This window comes from Nocardia sp. BMG51109 (assembly GCF_000526215.1).
Classification (GTDB): domain Bacteria; phylum Actinomycetota; class Actinomycetes; order Mycobacteriales; family Mycobacteriaceae; genus Nocardia.
The window spans coordinates 6,650,580-6,667,367 of sequence record NZ_JAFQ01000004.1 but is presented as its reverse complement, the minus strand read 5'-3'; the positions used below and the strand labels follow the sequence as shown (position 1 = coordinate 6,667,367).

14 protein-coding genes and 3 pseudogenes are annotated in these 16,788 nt (G+C 67.9%); 11 read left to right on the top strand and 6 right to left on the bottom strand.

The annotated features are described in order from the left end of the window. Positions 1-80: 80 nt before the first annotated feature. A complete protein-coding gene (gene ppsA / locus D892_RS0131440; RefSeq protein ID WP_024805054.1) occupies positions 81-2,462 on the bottom strand; it encodes a phosphoenolpyruvate synthase in 2,382 nt (793 codons plus the stop codon). 161 nt (positions 2,463-2,623) lie between these two features. Here ppsA and D892_RS47170 point away from each other — a divergent pair, with 161 nt between their 5' ends. The 3 genes and pseudogenes from D892_RS47170 to D892_RS0131425 all read left to right on the top strand — a co-directional run bounded on the left by D892_RS47170 (position 2,624) and on the right by D892_RS0131425 (position 5,974). Beyond that, the gene (locus tag D892_RS47170; RefSeq protein WP_156959757.1) at positions 2,624-2,863 is read left to right on the top strand and encodes a hypothetical protein; all 240 of its coding nucleotides are present in this window, start codon (positions 2,624-2,626) and stop codon (positions 2,861-2,863) included. 87 nt (positions 2,864-2,950) lie between these two features. Continuing rightward, positions 2,951-3,601: pseudogene (locus D892_RS0131430) on the top strand (DUF4389 domain-containing protein); the annotation flags it as partial. A gap of 27 nt (positions 3,602-3,628) precedes the next feature. Continuing rightward, entirely contained in the window at positions 3,629-5,974 is a 2,346-nt protein-coding gene (locus D892_RS0131425; protein WP_024805052.1) for a cation-translocating P-type ATPase, read from the top strand. 517 nt (positions 5,975-6,491) lie between these two features. On the opposite strand, the gene D892_RS0131420 is transcribed toward D892_RS0131425, so the two are convergent. Beyond that, positions 6,492-6,836 carry a VOC family protein gene (locus D892_RS0131420; protein WP_024805051.1) on the bottom strand — a complete coding sequence of 115 codons (345 nt, stop codon included), beginning with the start codon at positions 6,834-6,836 and terminating at the stop codon, positions 6,492-6,494. A 261-nt stretch (positions 6,837-7,097) separates the two neighbouring features. On the opposite strand from D892_RS0131420, the gene D892_RS47165 reads away from it, so the two are divergent. Then, the gene (locus tag D892_RS47165; protein WP_156959756.1) at positions 7,098-7,244 is read left to right on the top strand and encodes a hypothetical protein; all 147 of its coding nucleotides are present in this window, start codon (positions 7,098-7,100) and stop codon (positions 7,242-7,244) included. 44 nt (positions 7,245-7,288) lie between these two features. On the opposite strand, the gene D892_RS45760 is transcribed toward D892_RS47165, so the two are convergent. Beyond that, entirely contained in the window at positions 7,289-7,366 is a 78-nt protein-coding gene (locus tag D892_RS45760) for a universal stress protein (RefSeq protein WP_084161814.1), read from the bottom strand. 262 nt (positions 7,367-7,628) lie between these two features. Here D892_RS45760 and D892_RS0131415 point away from each other — a divergent pair, with 262 nt between their 5' ends. Next, on the top strand, positions 7,629-8,555 hold the full coding sequence (locus D892_RS0131415; RefSeq protein ID WP_024805050.1) for a universal stress protein: 927 nt from the start codon (positions 7,629-7,631) through the stop codon (positions 8,553-8,555). A 41-nt stretch (positions 8,556-8,596) separates the two neighbouring features. Here the strand turns inward: D892_RS0131415 and D892_RS0131410 are convergent. Then, positions 8,597-9,007 (bottom strand): annotated as a pseudogene (locus tag D892_RS0131410) (cation transporting ATPase C-terminal domain-containing protein); the annotation flags it as partial. A gap of 37 nt (positions 9,008-9,044) precedes the next feature. Between D892_RS0131410 and D892_RS0131405 the strand changes: the two are divergent. Further along, a complete protein-coding gene (locus D892_RS0131405; RefSeq protein ID WP_232236212.1) occupies positions 9,045-9,797 on the top strand; it encodes a universal stress protein in 753 nt (250 codons plus the stop codon). Positions 9,798-10,008: 211 nt separating this feature from the next. Here the strand turns inward: D892_RS0131405 and D892_RS48880 are convergent, their stop codons facing one another. Continuing rightward, a complete protein-coding gene (locus D892_RS48880; RefSeq protein WP_051499961.1) occupies positions 10,009-10,377 on the bottom strand; it encodes a DUF302 domain-containing protein in 369 nt (122 codons plus the stop codon). A gap of 63 nt (positions 10,378-10,440) precedes the next feature. Next, a pseudogene (locus D892_RS48875) lies at positions 10,441-10,896 on the bottom strand (GyrI-like domain-containing protein); the annotation flags it as partial. A gap of 237 nt (positions 10,897-11,133) precedes the next feature. Here D892_RS48875 and D892_RS42575 point away from each other — a divergent pair. From D892_RS42575 to D892_RS0131370, 5 genes are all read left to right on the top strand, one after another. Further along, entirely contained in the window at positions 11,134-12,162 is a 1,029-nt protein-coding gene (locus D892_RS42575; RefSeq protein ID WP_156959755.1) for a hypothetical protein, read from the top strand. Positions 12,163-12,272: 110 nt separating this feature from the next. Beyond that, positions 12,273-12,542, top strand: a complete 270-nt coding sequence (locus D892_RS0131390; protein ID WP_036567601.1) for a hypothetical protein — start codon at positions 12,273-12,275, stop codon at positions 12,540-12,542. Positions 12,543-12,963: 421 nt separating this feature from the next. Continuing rightward, entirely contained in the window at positions 12,964-14,346 is a 1,383-nt protein-coding gene (locus tag D892_RS0131380; RefSeq protein WP_024805043.1) for a wax ester/triacylglycerol synthase family O-acyltransferase, read from the top strand. A gap of 315 nt (positions 14,347-14,661) precedes the next feature. Next, a complete protein-coding gene (locus tag D892_RS0131375) occupies positions 14,662-14,976 on the top strand; it encodes a pyridoxamine 5'-phosphate oxidase family protein (protein WP_024805042.1) in 315 nt (104 codons plus the stop codon). A gap of 94 nt (positions 14,977-15,070) precedes the next feature. Then, positions 15,071-16,780, top strand: coding sequence for a SulP family inorganic anion transporter (locus tag D892_RS0131370; protein WP_036567599.1), 1,710 nt, complete (start codon positions 15,071-15,073; stop codon positions 16,778-16,780). The last annotated feature ends 8 nt before the right edge of the window (positions 16,781-16,788 follow it).

Here is a 16,788-nt window from a genome sequence, read left to right as displayed (position 1 = left end):
AAATCCTACGCGGAGCGAATCATCGCTGCCGGAATCCGGGCCTGGTCGGCGGTAGTGGTCATCCCGGGGTGGTCGACGGCTCACTGATCGCCACCCGGTACCACGCGGGGCGCATCCAACGCTCGGTCGAGCAGAATGCGCTGTTCCGCGGCGGCGACGGTACGGCGGGCGGCCGGCAGGGCATCGGGGGTGACCGAAACCGAGGTGATGCCCATGCGGACGAGGTGCTCGGCGAAATCGGGCCGCGTCGACGGCGCCTGCCCGCACAGCGACGAGGTGATGCCGAGGCGGCGGGCGGTGCCGACGATCTGCCCGATGGCGTCGAGGACGGCGGGATCGGACTCGTCGAACAGTTCGGCGCACTGCTCGGAGTCGCGGTCCACACCGAGCATCAGCTGAGTGAGGTCGTTACTGCCGATGGAGACCCCGTCGATACCCATCTGTACGTACTCCGGCAGCCAGTGCAGCACAGCAGGAACCTCGGCCATCACCCAGCGGTGCAGTCCGCGGTCGCGGCCGAGCGGGCTCGCATCCACCAGTTCCAGGCAGGCCTCCAGTTCCCAGCGGGTGCGGACGAAGGGGATCATCAGGTGCAGATTGGGTGTCCGTTCGCGCACTCGGGCGAGTGCGGCGAGTTCCAGGCGGAACAGCTCGGGTTCGCGCACGTAGCGGTAGCAGCCGCGGTAGCCGATCATCGGGTTGTGCTCGACGGGCTCGTAGGTCGCGCCGCCGGTGAGGGCCCGGAATTCGTTGCTGCGCAAGTCTGTTGCGCGATAGACGACAGGGCGGGGCGCGAAAGCCGCGGTGATGCGATGCAGGGCGACCGACAGCTTGTCGACAAACGTGTGCTCCTCACCGCGGGCGATGAGATCGCGCGGATGGCGGCCGCCGAGGGCCTGTACGAGGAGGGTTTCGGCGCGCAGCAGACCCACGCCGTCGGCATCGCCCGCGGCTACGCGTTCGGCTACCTCCGGCAGGGCCAGATTGACATATACCCGCGTGGCTGTCGGGGCGGGAGGAGCTAAAACGGTTGCGGCAGAAGGGATTCGGTGCTCATCGACCGCGATGGAGCCCGCCGCGGTGGTCGTCTCCCCGTTCCGCTCCGTGCCCCCCGGCCCGGGGACGGGCCGACTCTCGGTGCGGATCTGGCCGCTGGTGCCGTCGACGGTGACCCATTCACCGTCGTGCAGGTCGGTGGTGGCGGTCCGGGTTCCGACGATGCACGGAACGCCGAGTTCGCGGGCCACGATCGCCGCGTGGCAGGTCATGCCGCCGCTGTCGGTGACCAATGCCGCCGCGCGCGAGATCGTCGGCAACCAGTCCGGGTTGGTCATCGGCGCCACCAGGATCTCCCCGTCGCGCAGCTCGCCACCCTGGGCGGGGGAGATCAGCACGCGTACGGCACCGGTAGCGCGGCCGGGAGCGGCAGCGAGGCCGCGCAACCGCAGGACGCGATTCGAATCTATCTTGGCGGCAACGGGTGTCGGATCGGAATGGTCCGACAGCATGGTGACCGGCCGTGCCTGCACCAGCCACAGCGTGTTGTCGTCGAAGGCCCACTCGATGTCCTGCGGGCGGCCGCCGTAGTGGCGCTGTACCTCGAGTGCGAGGCGAGCCACCGCATGTGCCTGTTCGGGCGTGAGCACCGGGGTCTCTGTATCGGTCATGTTCTCTACCCGCCGGTCACCGTCGGGACCGGCGACGATGGCGAAACTCTGTCTGCCGGAACGGTGTTCGAGCAACCTCGGCCCATTGGCATCGAACAGGTAGCTGTCGGGTTCGACGGCGCCGGACACCACGACCTCGCCCTGGCCGCGGGCGGCGTCGATGACAACGCGGTCGCGGCGGCCGGTGGCCGGGTCGGCGGTGAACACCACTCCGGCCTGATGGGCGGCGACCATGCGCTGCACGACCACCGCCATTTCCGGGCGCTGATGCATTCCGCAGCGGGCGCGATAGGTGAGGACGCGTGGTGTGAACAGCGAGGCCCAGCAGGCGAACACGGCTTCGATCAGCTTGTCGTCGCCGCTGATGTTGGTGCGCGACAGGTTCATTCCCGCGAACGAGGCGGTGGCGCCGTCTTCCCCGATTGCCGATGAGCGCACCGCGACCGGTATCCGATCGCCGAGTCGGTGATACGCCGCAACCACGGCGTCACGGACCGCGCCGTCGAGTTTGGTGTCGAGCACGAGTTCGCGCATGCGGCGGCACAACTCCTCCAGCTGCTGCCCGTCGGAGCGGGCACCGCCCGTCGCGCGCAGCGCCTGTGCGTGGAGGTCGTCCAGCTCCGCGCCGTGCGGCCCGTGTTCGACCACCGCCTGGTAGGCCGATCGCAGCAGGACGAACCCGGGCGGTACCGGCAGCCGTGCCGCCGTCAGCTCGCCGAGGTTCGCGCCCTTGCCTCCGGCCCGGTCGGCATCCGCGAGCCGCAACTCGTCGAAATCTGCCACATAGTCGCCCATCACGGCTCCGATCCGTCGTGAATCCGTCTGCAGCCAGCCTCGCCTGGCCGAGGTCCTTCGAACTACGGCCGAAGGTCCCGCATTCCTTGGGCGATGGCCCTGTGTCTGCGCCAGGTCGGCAGCGCCGAAATCACTTCTTGTTGTTGCGTGTCGAGAGATAGGTGCTGACGATCGCCATGATGGCAATGGCGACGGCAATGAGCACGGCGGCGGTGGGCCAGTTCATGGAATTCTTCTCGGTGTCGATCGATGGGCATTTGTACGCGGCCGATAATGCGGCCACTGCAAATGATGTGTTCCGGCGCGCGCCCGTGACAGGGCCGAACGTCCGGTGGTACTACGACATTTCGTCCTCGCAGGAGGTATCCCTGAACCCTTCGTTTGTGCTGCGACACAGGTGATCCTGAGCAGACCGGGGGCGAAGACGCCGCCGCTGTACCGCGATTCGATGAGGAGCGTCGACCATGAATCCCGAAGGCTCACCCGTGTATCCCGTTGCCGTGCGCGGCGATCTGGACGAACCGTTGTCGCGCTGGTTGTGGCTGGTCAAGTGGCTGCTCGCGATACCGCACTACATCATCCTGTTCTTCTTGTGGATCGCGTTCGTGGTGCTCACCGTGGTAGCCGGATTCGCGATTCTGTTCACCGGCCGTTATCCGCGCGGCATCTTCGATTTCAACGTCGGGGTGATGCGGTGGTCATGGCGGGTGCAGTTCTACTCGTATGCGGCGCTGGGCACCGATCGGTATCCGCCGTTCACATTGCGCTCTACCGAGTACCCGGCCGATCTGCAGGTCGACTACCCGGACCGATTGTCGCGTGGCCTGGTACTGGTCAAATGGTGGCTGCTGGCCATTCCGCATTACTTGGTCGTCTCCGCGATGATCGGCGGCGCGATATCGCTCGGCGGCGAGAACGACAACGCCACCACCGTGCCGCTACTGGGGGTGCTGGTCCTCATCGCCGCGATAGCGCTGCTGTTCACGGCCCGCTACCCGCGGCGGCTGTTCGAATTCGTCGTCGGAATCAACCGCTGGTTGTACCGGGTGCTGGCCTACGCTGCACTGATGCGGGATGACTATCCGCCGTTCCGTCTCGATCAGGGTCCGCGTGAACCCGATGAGGCAGCGCAAGCCTGACGGGGCCACACGAGTGAGGAGTGGTCGATGATCGATGGTTCCGGTCGCAGCACCGTCGTGCTGGATGTCAGCGGAGTGCGGTGGGCGAGTCAGCAGAGCACCGTGACGGCGGTGCTCGGGCGACGCCCGGGCGTAGTCTCGGTGCAGCCCAATCCGGTGTCGCAGACGGCGACGGTGGTCTTCGACCCGGCCCGGACCTCGCTGCGGGAGCTGCGGGAGTGGTTGCGCGACTGTGGTTTTCACTGCGCTGGGCAGTCGGTTCCCGCGCATGTCTGTGACCCGATGGCTGAACCGGATCCTTCGGTTGCCGTCGACACCGCGCCGCCGCGACCACGTGCCGCCCCGCCCGAGCACGCCGCGGTAGCACACGACGACCACGACGGGATGTCGATGTCGGCCATGGCCGCCGACATGCGCAATCGATTCCTGGTCTCGCTGGTCTTCTCGCTGCTGGTGATGCTGTGGTCGCCGATGGCGAGCGACATGTTCGGGCTGCACGTGGCGACGCCGTGGGGACTGCGGCAGGACATCTGGGCACTGATCCTGAGCCTGCCGGTGATCTTCTATTCGGCGACGATCTTCTTCACCGGCGCGGTGCGGGCGCTGCGGGCCCGCACCCTGGACATGATGGTGCTGGTCGCGGTCGGAATCGGTGCGGGCTGGCTGTACTCGCTGGCCATCACCCTGACCGGTGGCGGTGAGGTGTTCTACGAGGCATCGACCATGCTGGCCACGTTCGTGCTGCTGGGTCACTGGTTCGAGATGCGCGCCCGGGGTGGCGCCAATGATGCGATCCGCACGCTGCTGGACCTGGCGCCGCCGCGGGCCGTGGTCATCCGGGACGGCCGGGAGGCCGAGATCCCCACGGCCGAGGTGGTGGTCGACGACGTGTTGCTGGTGCGGCCGGGGACGAAGATCGCCGTCGACGGTGTGGTCGTCGACGGGGACAGCGAGGTCGACGAGTCGATGGTGACCGGGGAGAGCCTGCCGGTGCACAAGGAACCCGGCTCGGCAGTGATCGGTGCGACCATCAATGTCAACGGCACCCTCCGCGTGCGCGCCACCAAGATCGGCGCGGATACCGCGCTGGCGCAGATCGTGAATCTTGTTCAGCAGGCCCAGAATTCGAAGGCGCCCGGTCAGCGGCTCGCCGACCGGGCGGCGTTCTGGCTGGTGCTGGTCGCCTTGCTCGGCGGTGGCGCGACGCTGCTGGTGTGGCTGCTGGCCGGTGCGACGTTCGCGAAGGCGATGCTGTTCGCCATCACTGTCGTCGTCATCACCTGTCCCGACGCTCTGGGCCTCGCCACTCCGACGGCGATCATGGTGGGCACCGGGCTGGGGGCCAAACGCGGCGTGCTGTTCAAGAACGCGATGGCCCTGGAGTCGTCCGCGCGAGTGCGGGTCGTGGTGATGGACAAGACCGGCACGCTCACCAAGGGGGAGCCGGAGGTCACCGAGATCGCCACCGGTGATGTGGCGGGGGATGCTGGGCTGTTGTCGTTGCTGGCGGCCGTCGAGCGTGCATCCGAGCACCCGCTGGCGCAGGCCATCGTGCGGTACGCCGAGGTGCGCGGCGCCGCCGTACTCGCCGCCGGGCGTTTCGAGAACGTGCCGGGACACGGGGCGATTGCGGTGGTGGACGGTCGCCGGGTCGTGGTCGGCAATCGCCGGCTGCTGGACCGGGAAGGTATCGAGCTCGGCGACTTGGCCGGGGTCCGAGACCGGGTGGCAGGGGGCGGGCAGACCGCCGTGCTGGCTGCCGTCGACGGCAAGGCTGCGGCAGTGATCGGCATCGCCGACGCGCCCCGGGAGACATCGGCCGCCGCGGTGCGCGAACTGCACGAACTGGGCGTCGAGGTCGTGATGCTCACCGGAGACAACCAGGCCACCGCCGAACGGATCGCGGGCACGCTGGGTATCGACACGGTGATCGCGGAGGTGCTGCCCGCCGACAAGGCCGCCCGGATCGCCGAACTGCAGTCCGGCGGAAGGAAAGTCGCGATGGTCGGCGACGGCGTGAACGACGCGCCCGCGCTCGCGCAGGCCGACGTCGGCATCGCCATCGGTGCCGGCACCGACGTCGCCATCGATACGGCGGATGTGGTGTTGATGCGGTCGGACCCGGTGGATGTGCCCACCGCGCTGCGCATCGGCCGCGGCACCCTGCGCAAGATGCACCAGAATCTCGCCTGGGCGGTCGGATACAACACCCTTGCACTGCCGATTGCCGCCGGAGTATTCGAGCCCGCCCTCGGTCTGACGCTGCGCCCGGAGATCGCGGCCATGTCGATGTCCGGCTCCAGCATCATCGTCGCGCTGAACGCCTTGTCGCTCAAACGATTGCGGTTGCCCGGCGCACCGGCCGACTCATGACATCCGAGGCGGCGGGTCCGCGCGAGGAAGGCCGACAGTAGCGTTCGGTACGAAGACCGGCACGTGGTGATGCCGGTCTCCGATGCCCGCGAATCGGCAGCCGAACGCGCGGACGACGATCCGGGTCATCCTGTCGCCAGGGCGGGGAAGTTCCGAGCCGACATTCGTCGCACGTTCCGCCGCCGGGCAATAGCCGAGCAAAAGGGGATGCGATGATGTCGTTGGTACTCCGTGCGAGTGGCGATCGGCCCTCACCGCAGCGGCGATCACCGCGCAGCGCGACCGTGCGCGGCGCACTGTCGACGAGGCGTGCGCGCAGCTCGCCGACGCGGTCGCGGTCCTCGACCATGCTCACCCGCTGGCCGGCATGACCGATGTGCTGCGCCGGGCCCGGTCGCCTGAATTCACCGTGATGCCGACGAACTCGGCGTGCGCCGCGGTGCGCAGGGATCAGCACCGACGCCGACATGCCCGGACGCCGGCGCTGCTCCGCGATCGTATTGTCCTGGGCGCGCTCTCAGTTCTGCAGCAATCCCACGACGGCGCCGCCGGGATCGGAGAACAGCGCGAACGACATGGTGTCGGCGATGCCAGTCGGCGGTAACACCACTGTCCCGCCGAGTTGCTGGATCTCGGACAGCGCCGTCTCGAGGTCATCCACCTGGATATACACCGTGACATACGGCGGCATGTCCGGACGGTTCTGCATGATTCCGCCGGCCAACCCGCCGTTCCCCGTTTCGACGAGGGTGTAATCCGATTCGGACGCTGTCATGGTCCACCCGAATGCCTTGCCGTAGAACTCGCGCAGGGCCGCGGCGTCCGGGCCGCCGATTTCCCAATGTACGACCGGATTGCTCATGATCTTCCCTTTCGTATCGAAATGCCACATCGCCCCTCAACGCTGCGGCAGGCGGCCCGATCCATGACAGGTCCGCAGGTCGGTCCGGGCCGGGACCAAAGACCTGCAGCGTTCGGGCCGCCGAACCGAAATCTCGCTTCAGGCCGCGGTGACCTTCGGGCGCCGCGAGAGGGCCGTTCGGCTCCTGCCGTCGCATCTCCGGCGCAGCGATCATGAACGGGTTGGGAACCATGCGATACAACGCAATTCCAGGAGGACGGCGTGGCCGAACGAGTGTCGGTACGACAAGGCATCGACGAGGTGCAGCGGGCCGTGGTCTGGCCCGACCCCAGCCCCCTCGGTTCGTGGTGGGAAGCCGTCATGCGCGAGAGCGCGCCGTCCAGCCCTGGGTCCGGACGAACCAGCTGACAAGCGGCCACTGATTCCGTTGAGCCACTGTGCTATTCGAGCAACTAACTGCCCGCCGGATGGACGACCATCACCGGGCACCGAGCGTGTTGCACCAGCGCATTCGATGTGGACCCAAGCAGCGCGCCGAGGAAACCGGATACTTAGCCTGCCATCCCGCCAGCCGCTCCGCCAGCAACGCGCTCTCCGCGCCCTGCACATCGATGAGCACCGCAACACGGAGGCATGTTTGCCATTTTGTTGCGGGGTTACTCGAGTGGTCACCGGAGGTCTTTCGTCCCCGGCGTCGGTGACGGTCGGCAGCGTCGCTCCGCGGCCGCGGCTCCTAGCGTGGTATGGAGGCTCGGCCGGAAGGCTGAAAACGCCGGTCCCAGAGGAGTATTCATGACATCCCACGACAATCCGCATCCGCCGGCCGCCGCTCGTGTCGTCGTCGGTGTAGACGGCTTCCCGGCGTCGGACGTCGCGCTGCGGTGGGCGACGGAATTCGCGGCGCGGCGCGGGCGTGCGCTGCATATCGTGCACGGCATGAACCTGGTGGGGCTCGGAGCCACCCGGCTGGGTGCCTACGCGGTGACGGTGGAACCGGTGCGGGATGCGGTACGCGCTCATGGCCGGGCCGTGGCCGACCGCGCCGAGCAGCTCGTGCGCGAGATCGCCCCCGATCTCCCGGTGACGGTCGAGCTCGCCGCGGACCGCGGGTCCGCCATGCTTGTCACCCGCAGTGCCGATGCGTACGCCGTTGTGCTCGGAGCCACCGGTTCGGCCGGGACGTTGGCGCACCTGGGATCCACGCTGCTGGAGGTGACCGCACACGCCGACGGCACGGTGATCGTTGTGCGCACCGACCCCGCCGGGAGCGACACCGTCCGCACCACCGGACCGGTCGTGGTCGGCATCGACGGCAGTCCGATCAGCGAGGCCGCGACCGCCGCCGCCTTCGCCGAAGCCGCCGAACGAGGAACCGAACTGATCGCCGTACATGCTTGGGGCGATTGGAATTTCGGGAAGTTTGCCCGCCTCGACGACCTGCAGCTCCCCGGCGCCGACTTCCAGCAGGAAGAGGAAGCGACCCTCGCCGAACGCCTCGCAGGATGGCAGCAGAAGTATCCGGACGTCGTCGTGACTCGCAAGATCTACCTGTCCCACCCTGCCGCGCACCTGCAGCAGTGGTCGGAAACCGCGCAGCTCGTCGTGGTCGGCAGCCGCGGGCGCGGCGGATTCACCAGCCTGCTGTTCGGGTCGACGGCCAATTCCCTTGTCCAGCACGCACATTGCCCGGTCATGGTGGTGCACCCGGCGAAACGCTGAATCTCTGCGCCCCACAGGGACATTACCGAGGGGCGGGGCGATCATCTTTCGTCCGTGCTGCCGGAGACACGGCGCAAGCGTTTGTCGATGGCGACGACGAGGCTCGCTGCCAGGGCAATAGCGACGATTCGCAGCCATGCCCGTCCGTCGATCGGTGCGGTGTCGAATACCGTGTTCATCGTCGGCAGGCAGCTGTACAGGTAGAACGCTTCGACGACCACGAACAGGTTCATTGCGGCGGTGCGCGCTTCGGCGAGACCGGCGCCGTGCGCGAGTTCCCATTCGAACAGCCACCAGGATCCGGCCACGAGCAGCGCCGACACCAGCAGGGTCCGAGCCACGAGGGCACGCGTCAACAGCGGCTGATCCGGGTTGCGGGGCGGCCTGGTCATGATGTCGGGCTCTCGGGGCTCGAAGGCCAGCATCAGCCCGAGTGCGACGGCAGTGGTCATGCAGCGCCGACGGCTACACATCCTCACATCGTCCGCGGTGCCAACGGGATTCGCGCCGGCGATCGATTTCGATCGGGAAGAGTTCGATTGGCTGCGGAACCTCGGTCGCCGGACCCTGACCGAAGCGACTCGAATCGCGCGGCTGGCCGAGCCTTCCGAAGACCTCGAGATCAGCACCGAGGTGACCCTCGAACCCATTGCCGCCGAACTCGTTCACCGTTCGGAGCATGCGTACCTGCTCGTTGTCGGCAGCCGCGGTCTCGGTGCCGTCCGGCGCGGGCTGCTCGGTTCGGTCAGCACCGCGGCGGCACACCATGCGCACTGCCCGGTCGCCGTCGTGCACTCGTCCGCGGCCGACTCGATCGCGGCCGGGAAGCCGATACTCGTCGGCGTCGATGGTACGCGAAACAGCGAGCCCGCCTTGGCATTCGCGTTCGAGGAAGCCTCGCGGCGCAAGGTCGGGCTGGTCGCCCTGCACGCCTGGATAGACGCGGGTAACCCCGACATCCTGCTCCCCGGCTGGGAGGCTGTCCGGGAATCAGCAGGGGTGGCACTGTCCGAGAGCCTGGCGGGGTGGAGTGACAAGTATCCGGATGTTCCGGTGCGCCGCATCGTGGTCCGTGATCGACCGGCACAGTCACTGCCGCAGGAATCCGGCAGTGCCCAATTGGTTGTCGTCGGAAGTCACGGCCGGGGTGGATTCACCGGCATGCTGCTCGGTTCCACCAGCAATACCCTGCTGCATGCGGTGGATTGCCCGATCATCGTCGTCCGCCGGGCCCGGCTGTGACGTGTGTATCCGAGTCGCGGCCGCTCCCTCCCGGGAGAGGTGGTCGCCGGAAAGTCCTGTGCCATTGCGGTTCCCGGCCTCGGTCCCACCGGCTGCGCGCGTGTGTTGCGGGACGGTGGCCTCTGATGCGAGAACGGAGTCTACTGGTGAACCACCGTGGTCTGGGACTGCGGTAGCCGATTGGCGAGCACTCGCGCGGCTTAGTCGATGGTCACTTTTCGTGCTGTGCCCGAGCCGGGACCGTGCGCAATGTCTCGATCGCGGCGGTGAGCAGACCACGGGCCTCGTCGGCGATCGCCTGCAGGTCGCCGTGTCCGGTGGCGCGCACCAGGACGTCGGGATCGGCGGCTTCGACCAGCGTGCCGGTGTCGGCGCCGCGAACCACGACGTTGCAGGGCAGCAGGAGCCCGGCCTGCCGGTCGGTGGCGAGCGCCCGCGAGGCGAGCCGGGGGTTGCACGCGCCGAGGATCACGTACGGCTCGATCTGCTCGCCGAGCTTCTCCCGGAGCGTGGCCCGTACGTCGATCTCGGTGAGCACACCGAAACCCTGCTGCCGCAACGCCTCTCGCGTCATCTCCATGGCCTCGGCGAATGGTGCGTCGACGAAAACCGTGATTCCCGGCGACGGTACGACCGGAATGCGGACCTCGGTGATCAGCCGGCGCGGGTCGCTCACCTCGTCGGGACCGACGAGATAGACCTCGGTCGGCGGGCCGGTCGGACGGTACCCTGCGTCGTGTATCCAGCACTGCAGGGCACGATAGGCGGCGTCGAGCCCGCCGTAGCCCCCTCGGTGCGAGGTCCGTGCCACCAGCGTGCCGGGTACGACGATCACCTCGGCACCGGACCGCAAGCTGAGCATGGGGGCGGGTTCGACCGGCACCCCGAAATCCACGAGCGTCGTGTGGTCGGTGGCCGACTCCTCGGAGAACGTGATGGTGGGTGCGCCGTTGGCGGTGAGACCGGCCCGCTGCACCGTCGCCGTCAATTCCCGCATGCCCGCGGCGATGTCCTCGCCGAGCCGGTCCGCGCGGATCTCGCGCGGGAGCCGCAGCACGGCCTGCGGCACGACCTCGCAAACGTCTACTCGATAGCCCATCGCACCCTCCTTCTCGATCCTGAGATCGAGCCTGCTCCGGCAGCAGGGCCGCGTCGAGAGACGAAAGACCTGCGATGACACACCATCGGGCCGAAAAGTCCCCGGGTGCGCACCGATAACTCGATCGTGTTCCGAAAGGCAGCGCGGCAGGGGACTTTCGCTCCTGTGGGCGGGCCGGCACGGAGCCGACCATCGAGTCATGACTCGAATCGATTCGATGGCATCGCGGAGGTCGTGGTGACAACGAGGTATCAGACGCCGGGACTCGGCGCGTCGGCGGCGTTGATTGCCATGCACCTGCCGGTCGGGATGCGGCGCACATTCGGTGAGTTGCGTTATGAGGCTGGTCGCTCGGGTGGGCGTGTTGCCCTACCCGTGGCGTTCGTGCGGGCGGACGACACCGTGGTCGTCCGGGTGGCCGGTGCCGCCGCGAAGACGTGGTGGCGCGATTTCCGGACACCGCGTCCGGCGTCGATCCGCATCGACGGAACGTGGTTGCCCGGGACGGGCCGGGTCGTCCTGCCGGGATCGCTGGAACACGAAGAGACGGAAGCGATCTACCAGCAGGGACACCTGCGAGAACAGGTGTCGGCACTCGACCCGTATGTGGTCGTCAAGGTGAATCGTGGCGTGGGGCCGGATCCCGGGGCCGGTCTCTCGCGGCGGTGGTTCGCCGCCGTCACACTCGGGGAGTTCCTCGGCTTCTGCGCGCCCGCGGTGGCGGGTGCGCTGACGATCGACGCCGCACCGGCCGTGATCGCGGCCGCCATGCTCGCCGCCGGTGCGATCGAAGGCAGCGTCCTCGGCCTGTTCCAGGCCAGGGTGCTGCGTTCGGTGCTGAAAGGCTTCTCGCCACGCGAGTGGATCACCGTGACCGTATTCGGTGCGCTGGCGGCATGGGCCGTCGGCGTGCTCATGATGGTGCACGGCGAGCGGCTGTCCGGCTGGTCCCCGGCGGTGCAGGCGCCGGTCGTGGTCGCCGGCGCGCTGGTCATGGTCTTCGCGATCGGCGTCGCCCAATGGTTCGTACTGCAGTACTGGACCAACCGCGCCGCGCTGTGGATCTGGGCGAACGCGGCCGGGTGGGTCGCGGGACTCGGGGTGTTCGGCCTGGTCACGACGCCGTTGTGGCAGCCGGGACAGTCGACCGTCCTGACGGTCGCGATCGGCGCCCTGGGTGGTCTGGCGATGGCCGCGGCGATGGCGGCGATCAACGGCGCCTTCCTGGTCCGCATCCTGGCGCCCCGGCACCTGATCACACCGTGACCGAAACCGGTACCACGAATGTCGTTGGTACCGGGCGACTGCGGTGATCGGCCCCAGTGGTGCCCCGGGCAGCCCGGGACATCCGAACACGAACAAGGAGATGAGCCGTGATGTTCTGGTACAGCCACGACATGAACGGGTGGGGATACGCGTGGATGGGCATCGGCGTCCTGTTCTGGGGCCTGCTGATCGCGGGCTTGATCATGCTGGTGCGGTATGTCGCCGCCACGGAACGGGGCGCCCAGTATCGCATCGACCCCCGCAGTCCCGAGCCTACCGCCGAACGCCTGCTCGCGGAACGCTTCGCGCGCGGCGAGGTCGACGAGAAGGAATACGCGAGTCGCCTTGTGGCCCTGCGTAATGCGGAGGGCGACCGATGAACACGAACGGACAGTCTCGAGGTGGCCCTGTTCGCTCACGGCATCCGCGCGGTGGTGAGACAGTTCTGGGTACGCGGAAGAGCGCTTCCCCGGCAGCGTCGATCCTGCGGATATCCGCCGGTCACCATGTATCAACGGCCGCAGTCGAGCACGCACGCGAGAAGATCGGGCGTGCGCTGGACTACGCTTCGGAGCCCGTCCTGTCGGCGCGGGTACGGCTCGCGAGGCACAGCGATCGGGCTGCCGATCCGGTTGTCGCCCAGGCGTCCGGCAGTCGTATCGACAGCGTTCTCTACCGTGCGGAGGAGACGGGTTACCTTCTGGCGCAGGTGGATCCGCATCCCGACGAGGTCACGCGCGGATCGGTGCCGATGCCGAAGCCGCGGACAAGCCGCGACGGTTGCCGCGACAGGCGTTGACAATGACCGAATTGAGCCCGCTCGACACGGGATTCATGGAGATGGAAGACACCGATCGGCACATCAGCCTCGGCATCGGTGCGGTAGCGGTCGTCGCGGGACCCCCGCCGACCCGGGAAGAATTCCGTGCCGGCGTCACCCGCGGTCTGCGGCAGCACGGGCGACTGCGGCAGCGGGTGCGCCGGGCACCGCTCGACCTCACCGCGCCGGTATGGGAGGACGACCCGAATTTCGATCTGGCACACCATATCCGGTGGACCGCCCTACCCGATCCGGGGGACGAGACGACGCTGCGGGAGTTGATTGCGACCGAGCTGACCGAACGACTCGACCGCGACCACCCGCTGTGGGAGGTCGTCATGGTCGACAATCTGGCAGGTAACCGCTGGGCGATGATCGTCAAGGCACATCACAGCATGGTCGACGGCATCTCGGGGATCACCCTTTTCGAGAGTTTCTGCGACCCCGCCCGGGAGATTCCGGATACGCGAGCCGAAGAAGCTGGACGGCAGCCGGGGTCCGGGGTACTGGAGTGGGCGAATCGAGTGGCTCGATTGCCTTACACCGCACCGCGTTTCGCCGTCAGCGCCGCTCGGGCCCTGGCGCCGGTACTGTTCTCGGCGGTCACGCCGAGTACCGCCTCCTCACTGAACGGGTCCATCGGACGCCAGCGCCGGTACGCGGTGGCGCGGGCGAGCCTGACGGAGGTGCGCGAGATCTGCGCGGCGCTCGATGTGACGGTCAACGACGTGGCGGTGGCGGCCCTCGCGACGGCGTACCGCCGATTGTTGCTCAGCAGGGGAGAGCAGCCCGAGGCCGGGATGCTGCGGATCGTCGTGCCGGTCTCGATGCGCACCGCCGATGCGAAATACGCTCTGGACAACCGGGTCTCGGCAATGATCGCGCACCTGCCGATCGAGATCGAGGACTCGATCGAGCGGTTGGCGGCCGTCCACGACCGGATCGCCCGGCATCGCTCCCGGGGCGAAGCCGAGGCCGAAAAATCGCTGCTGTCGCTGGCCGACTGGCTGCCGTTCGGGATGGTGGCGTGGATCTTCCGGACCGTGGCACGATTCCCGCAGCGCGGTGTCGGTGCCCTGGCTACCAACGTTCCCGGCCCGCGGCGGCCGCTGTGGCTGGACGGGCGCGAGGTACTGGAGATCTGGCCCTGCATACCGGTCGCGCTGCGGGTGCGCACCACCGTCGCGATCCTCAGCTACGCCGATCGGCTGACCTTCGGCATCACCGGCGACTACGACACCACTCCCGACATCGACATCCTCGCAGCGGGCGTCGCCGCGGAGATCGACGCGCTATTGGACCATGCGCGCACACGGCGGCCACTGCAGTTGGTGAGCAACCCCGGTTCGCCGCCGGATCGCTGATCGCAAGTCGTCGATTCCGGACACGGCCGGTGAGCCCCGTTGTCGCGCAGCCTCTTCGAAACCAACTCAGTCCGCATCACTCGGACGGACCGCAACCGGGCGATGTATCCGCCTGGAGACCGAAGTCGCCGCGCTGCCGGGACGCAGAACGGATGTGTTCACGACGCGCGGAGACAGTCCGGGGCTCCTGTAATAGGCGTTACCCACGAGAAGTTGGACAAGTGACCTTGTTTCCTGGGAGGGGCTGCGGGCGAGTGCTGGAATGGGCGGTTGGGAGGACGGGGTATTCGGCGAGTGCGGAGAGGTCGGTGTCAGATGGTGGACGACGGGGAGATCATCGTGCGTACCCGTTTGACCTTCCGGCTGACTGATGCGGTGCGTTCCGGCCCGACGGTTGTCGTAGCCTACGAGGTCGACGATATCGACCCGATCCGGCACATCGGCTGGTCCGTCGTGGTGACCGGCCTGGCTCGTCCCGTCACCGATCCCAAGCACATCGCCCGCTACGAGCAGGTGCTGCGGCCGTGGTCCGATACGGTGACGGACGCGGTGATCGCGATCGAGCCGACCATCGTCACCGGCGTCCGCCTGGTCGAGCAGGACCCGCGGACCGGCAGACTCGCTTCTTGAACCTGATCGCCCGGCACAATCCGGACCGCGGCTCACTTGCCCAACCTGCTCGGATCGTGCGCCATCGGAGCGGCCGACGCGCGATGCTTCGACTATGACGAGTCCAGCTGGTCGGACAGCGGCAGCGGGACGGGCGCTCCGGCTCCCGGGCCTGGCACAGTTCCGCGGATACCAGCGGGACTGGTTTCGGTTCGATGTGGTGGCCGGGGTGACCGTCGCCGCCTATCTGGTGCCGCAGGTGATGGCCTACGCGACGGTGGCCGGTGTGCCGCCGGTGGTGGGGTTGTGGACGGCGCTGGGCCCGCTGGCGGTGTACGTGCTGCTGGGCACATCACGCCAGCTGTCGGTGGGGCCGGAATCGACGACGGCGTTGCTCACGGCGGTCGCCCTGGCGCCGCTGGCGATGGGTGACCCGCGGCGGTACGCGGCCCTGGCCGCGGTGCTTGCGCTACTGGTGGGCGTGATCTGTCTGGTCGCGGCGCTCGCCCGCCTGGGATTGCTCGCCGACCTGCTGTCGAAGCCGGTGCTGGTCGGATATCTCGCCGGGACGGCGGGGATCATGATCGCGGGTCAGCTCGAGCGGGTGAGCGGCGTCCCGGTGACCGGTGAGACCATTCCCGCGCAGGTGGGATCGTTCGCGGCTAATCTGGCGTCGGTGCATTGGCCGACGGCACTGGTGGCGGCGGTCGTGCTGGGAAGTCTGCTCGCCCTGAACAGATGGGTTCCGCGGGTGCCCGGGCCATTGTTGGCGGTGTTGGGCGCCACCCTGGTTGTTGCCGTGTTCTCGTTGCAGCACTACGGAATTCGGGTCGTCGGTTCGATTCCCTCCGGACTACCCGTGCCCGGTGTCGACGGGATCGCCGCTGCCGACCTCACGCAGTTGGTACTCCCTGCCATCGGCATCGCGGTCGTGGCGTTCTCCGACAATGCCCTCACCGCACGGGCATTCGCTTCCCGTCACGGCCGCCATGTCGACGCCAATACCGAACTGGCGGCCCTCGGTGCGACCAATGTGGCTGCCGGGGTGCTGCACGGGTTCCCGGTCAGCTGCAGCGGGAGCCGTACGACGATTGCCGATGTCGCAGGGGCGCGCACCCAGCTGTACTCGATGGTCACTCTCGTCACTGTGCTGGTCGTACTGTTCTGGGCGCGAGGCATTCTCGCGGTATTTCCCGCCGCCGCACTGGGCGCGCTGGTGGTGTACGCGGCGCTGCAGCTGATCAACGTGGCCGAGTTCCGCCGGATCGCGCACTTCCGGCGCAGCGAGCTGGTGCTGGCCGTCGGCACCACGGCCGCGGTCCTCGGCCTGGGCGTGCTGTACGGCGTGCTGGTTGCGATCGCGCTATCGATTCTCGACCTGTTGCGGCGGGTGGCGCGCGCCCACGATGCCGTGCAGGGATTCGTCCCCGGATTGGCCGGCATGCATGACATCGACGACTACCCGAACGCGAGCCTCGTTGCCGGACTGGTCGTATACCGCTACGACGCGCCCCTGTGTTTCGCGAACGCCGAGGACTTCCGGCACCGTGCGCTGGAGGCCGTGGAACTCTCGGCGCAGCAGGGCGAGTCGGTGCGCTGGTTCGTGCTCAACACGGAGGCGAACGTCGAGGTCGATCTGACCGCTTTGGATGCTGTGGAGCAGCTGCGAGCCGAATTAACCGGTCGCGGCATAGTTTTCGCGATGGCACGCGTGAAACAGGACCTGCGTGACGCCCTGGACGCGGCCGGGCTGACCGACCGTATCGGCCCGGAACGGCTGTTTCCGACCTTGCCGACGGCATTGGATGCCTACCGCCGCCGCTGAAACCGGGC

Coding starts and splice junctions, on each gene's coding strand:
- D892_RS0131415 (WP_024805050.1), top strand. CDS start 7,629: ATGACATCCCACGACAATCCGCATCCGCCGGCCGCCGCTCGTGTCGTC.
- D892_RS0131390 (WP_036567601.1), top strand. CDS start 12,273: ATGTTCTGGTACAGCCACGACATGAACGGGTGGGGATACGCGTGGATG.
- D892_RS0131380 (WP_024805043.1), top strand. CDS start 12,964: ATGACCGAATTGAGCCCGCTCGACACGGGATTCATGGAGATGGAAGAC.
- D892_RS0131375 (WP_024805042.1), top strand. CDS start 14,662: ATGGTGGACGACGGGGAGATCATCGTGCGTACCCGTTTGACCTTCCGG.
- ppsA (WP_024805054.1), bottom strand. CDS start 2,462: ATGGGCGACTATGTGGCAGATTTCGACGAGTTGCGGCTCGCGGATGCC.
- D892_RS0131425 (WP_024805052.1), top strand. CDS start 3,629: ATGATCGATGGTTCCGGTCGCAGCACCGTCGTGCTGGATGTCAGCGGA.
- D892_RS0131420 (WP_024805051.1), bottom strand. CDS start 6,836: ATGAGCAATCCGGTCGTACATTGGGAAATCGGCGGCCCGGACGCCGCG.
- D892_RS48880 (WP_051499961.1), bottom strand. CDS start 10,377: ATGGAGATGACGCGAGAGGCGTTGCGGCAGCAGGGTTTCGGTGTGCTC.
- D892_RS0131370 (WP_036567599.1), top strand. CDS start 15,071: ATGACGAGTCCAGCTGGTCGGACAGCGGCAGCGGGACGGGCGCTCCGG.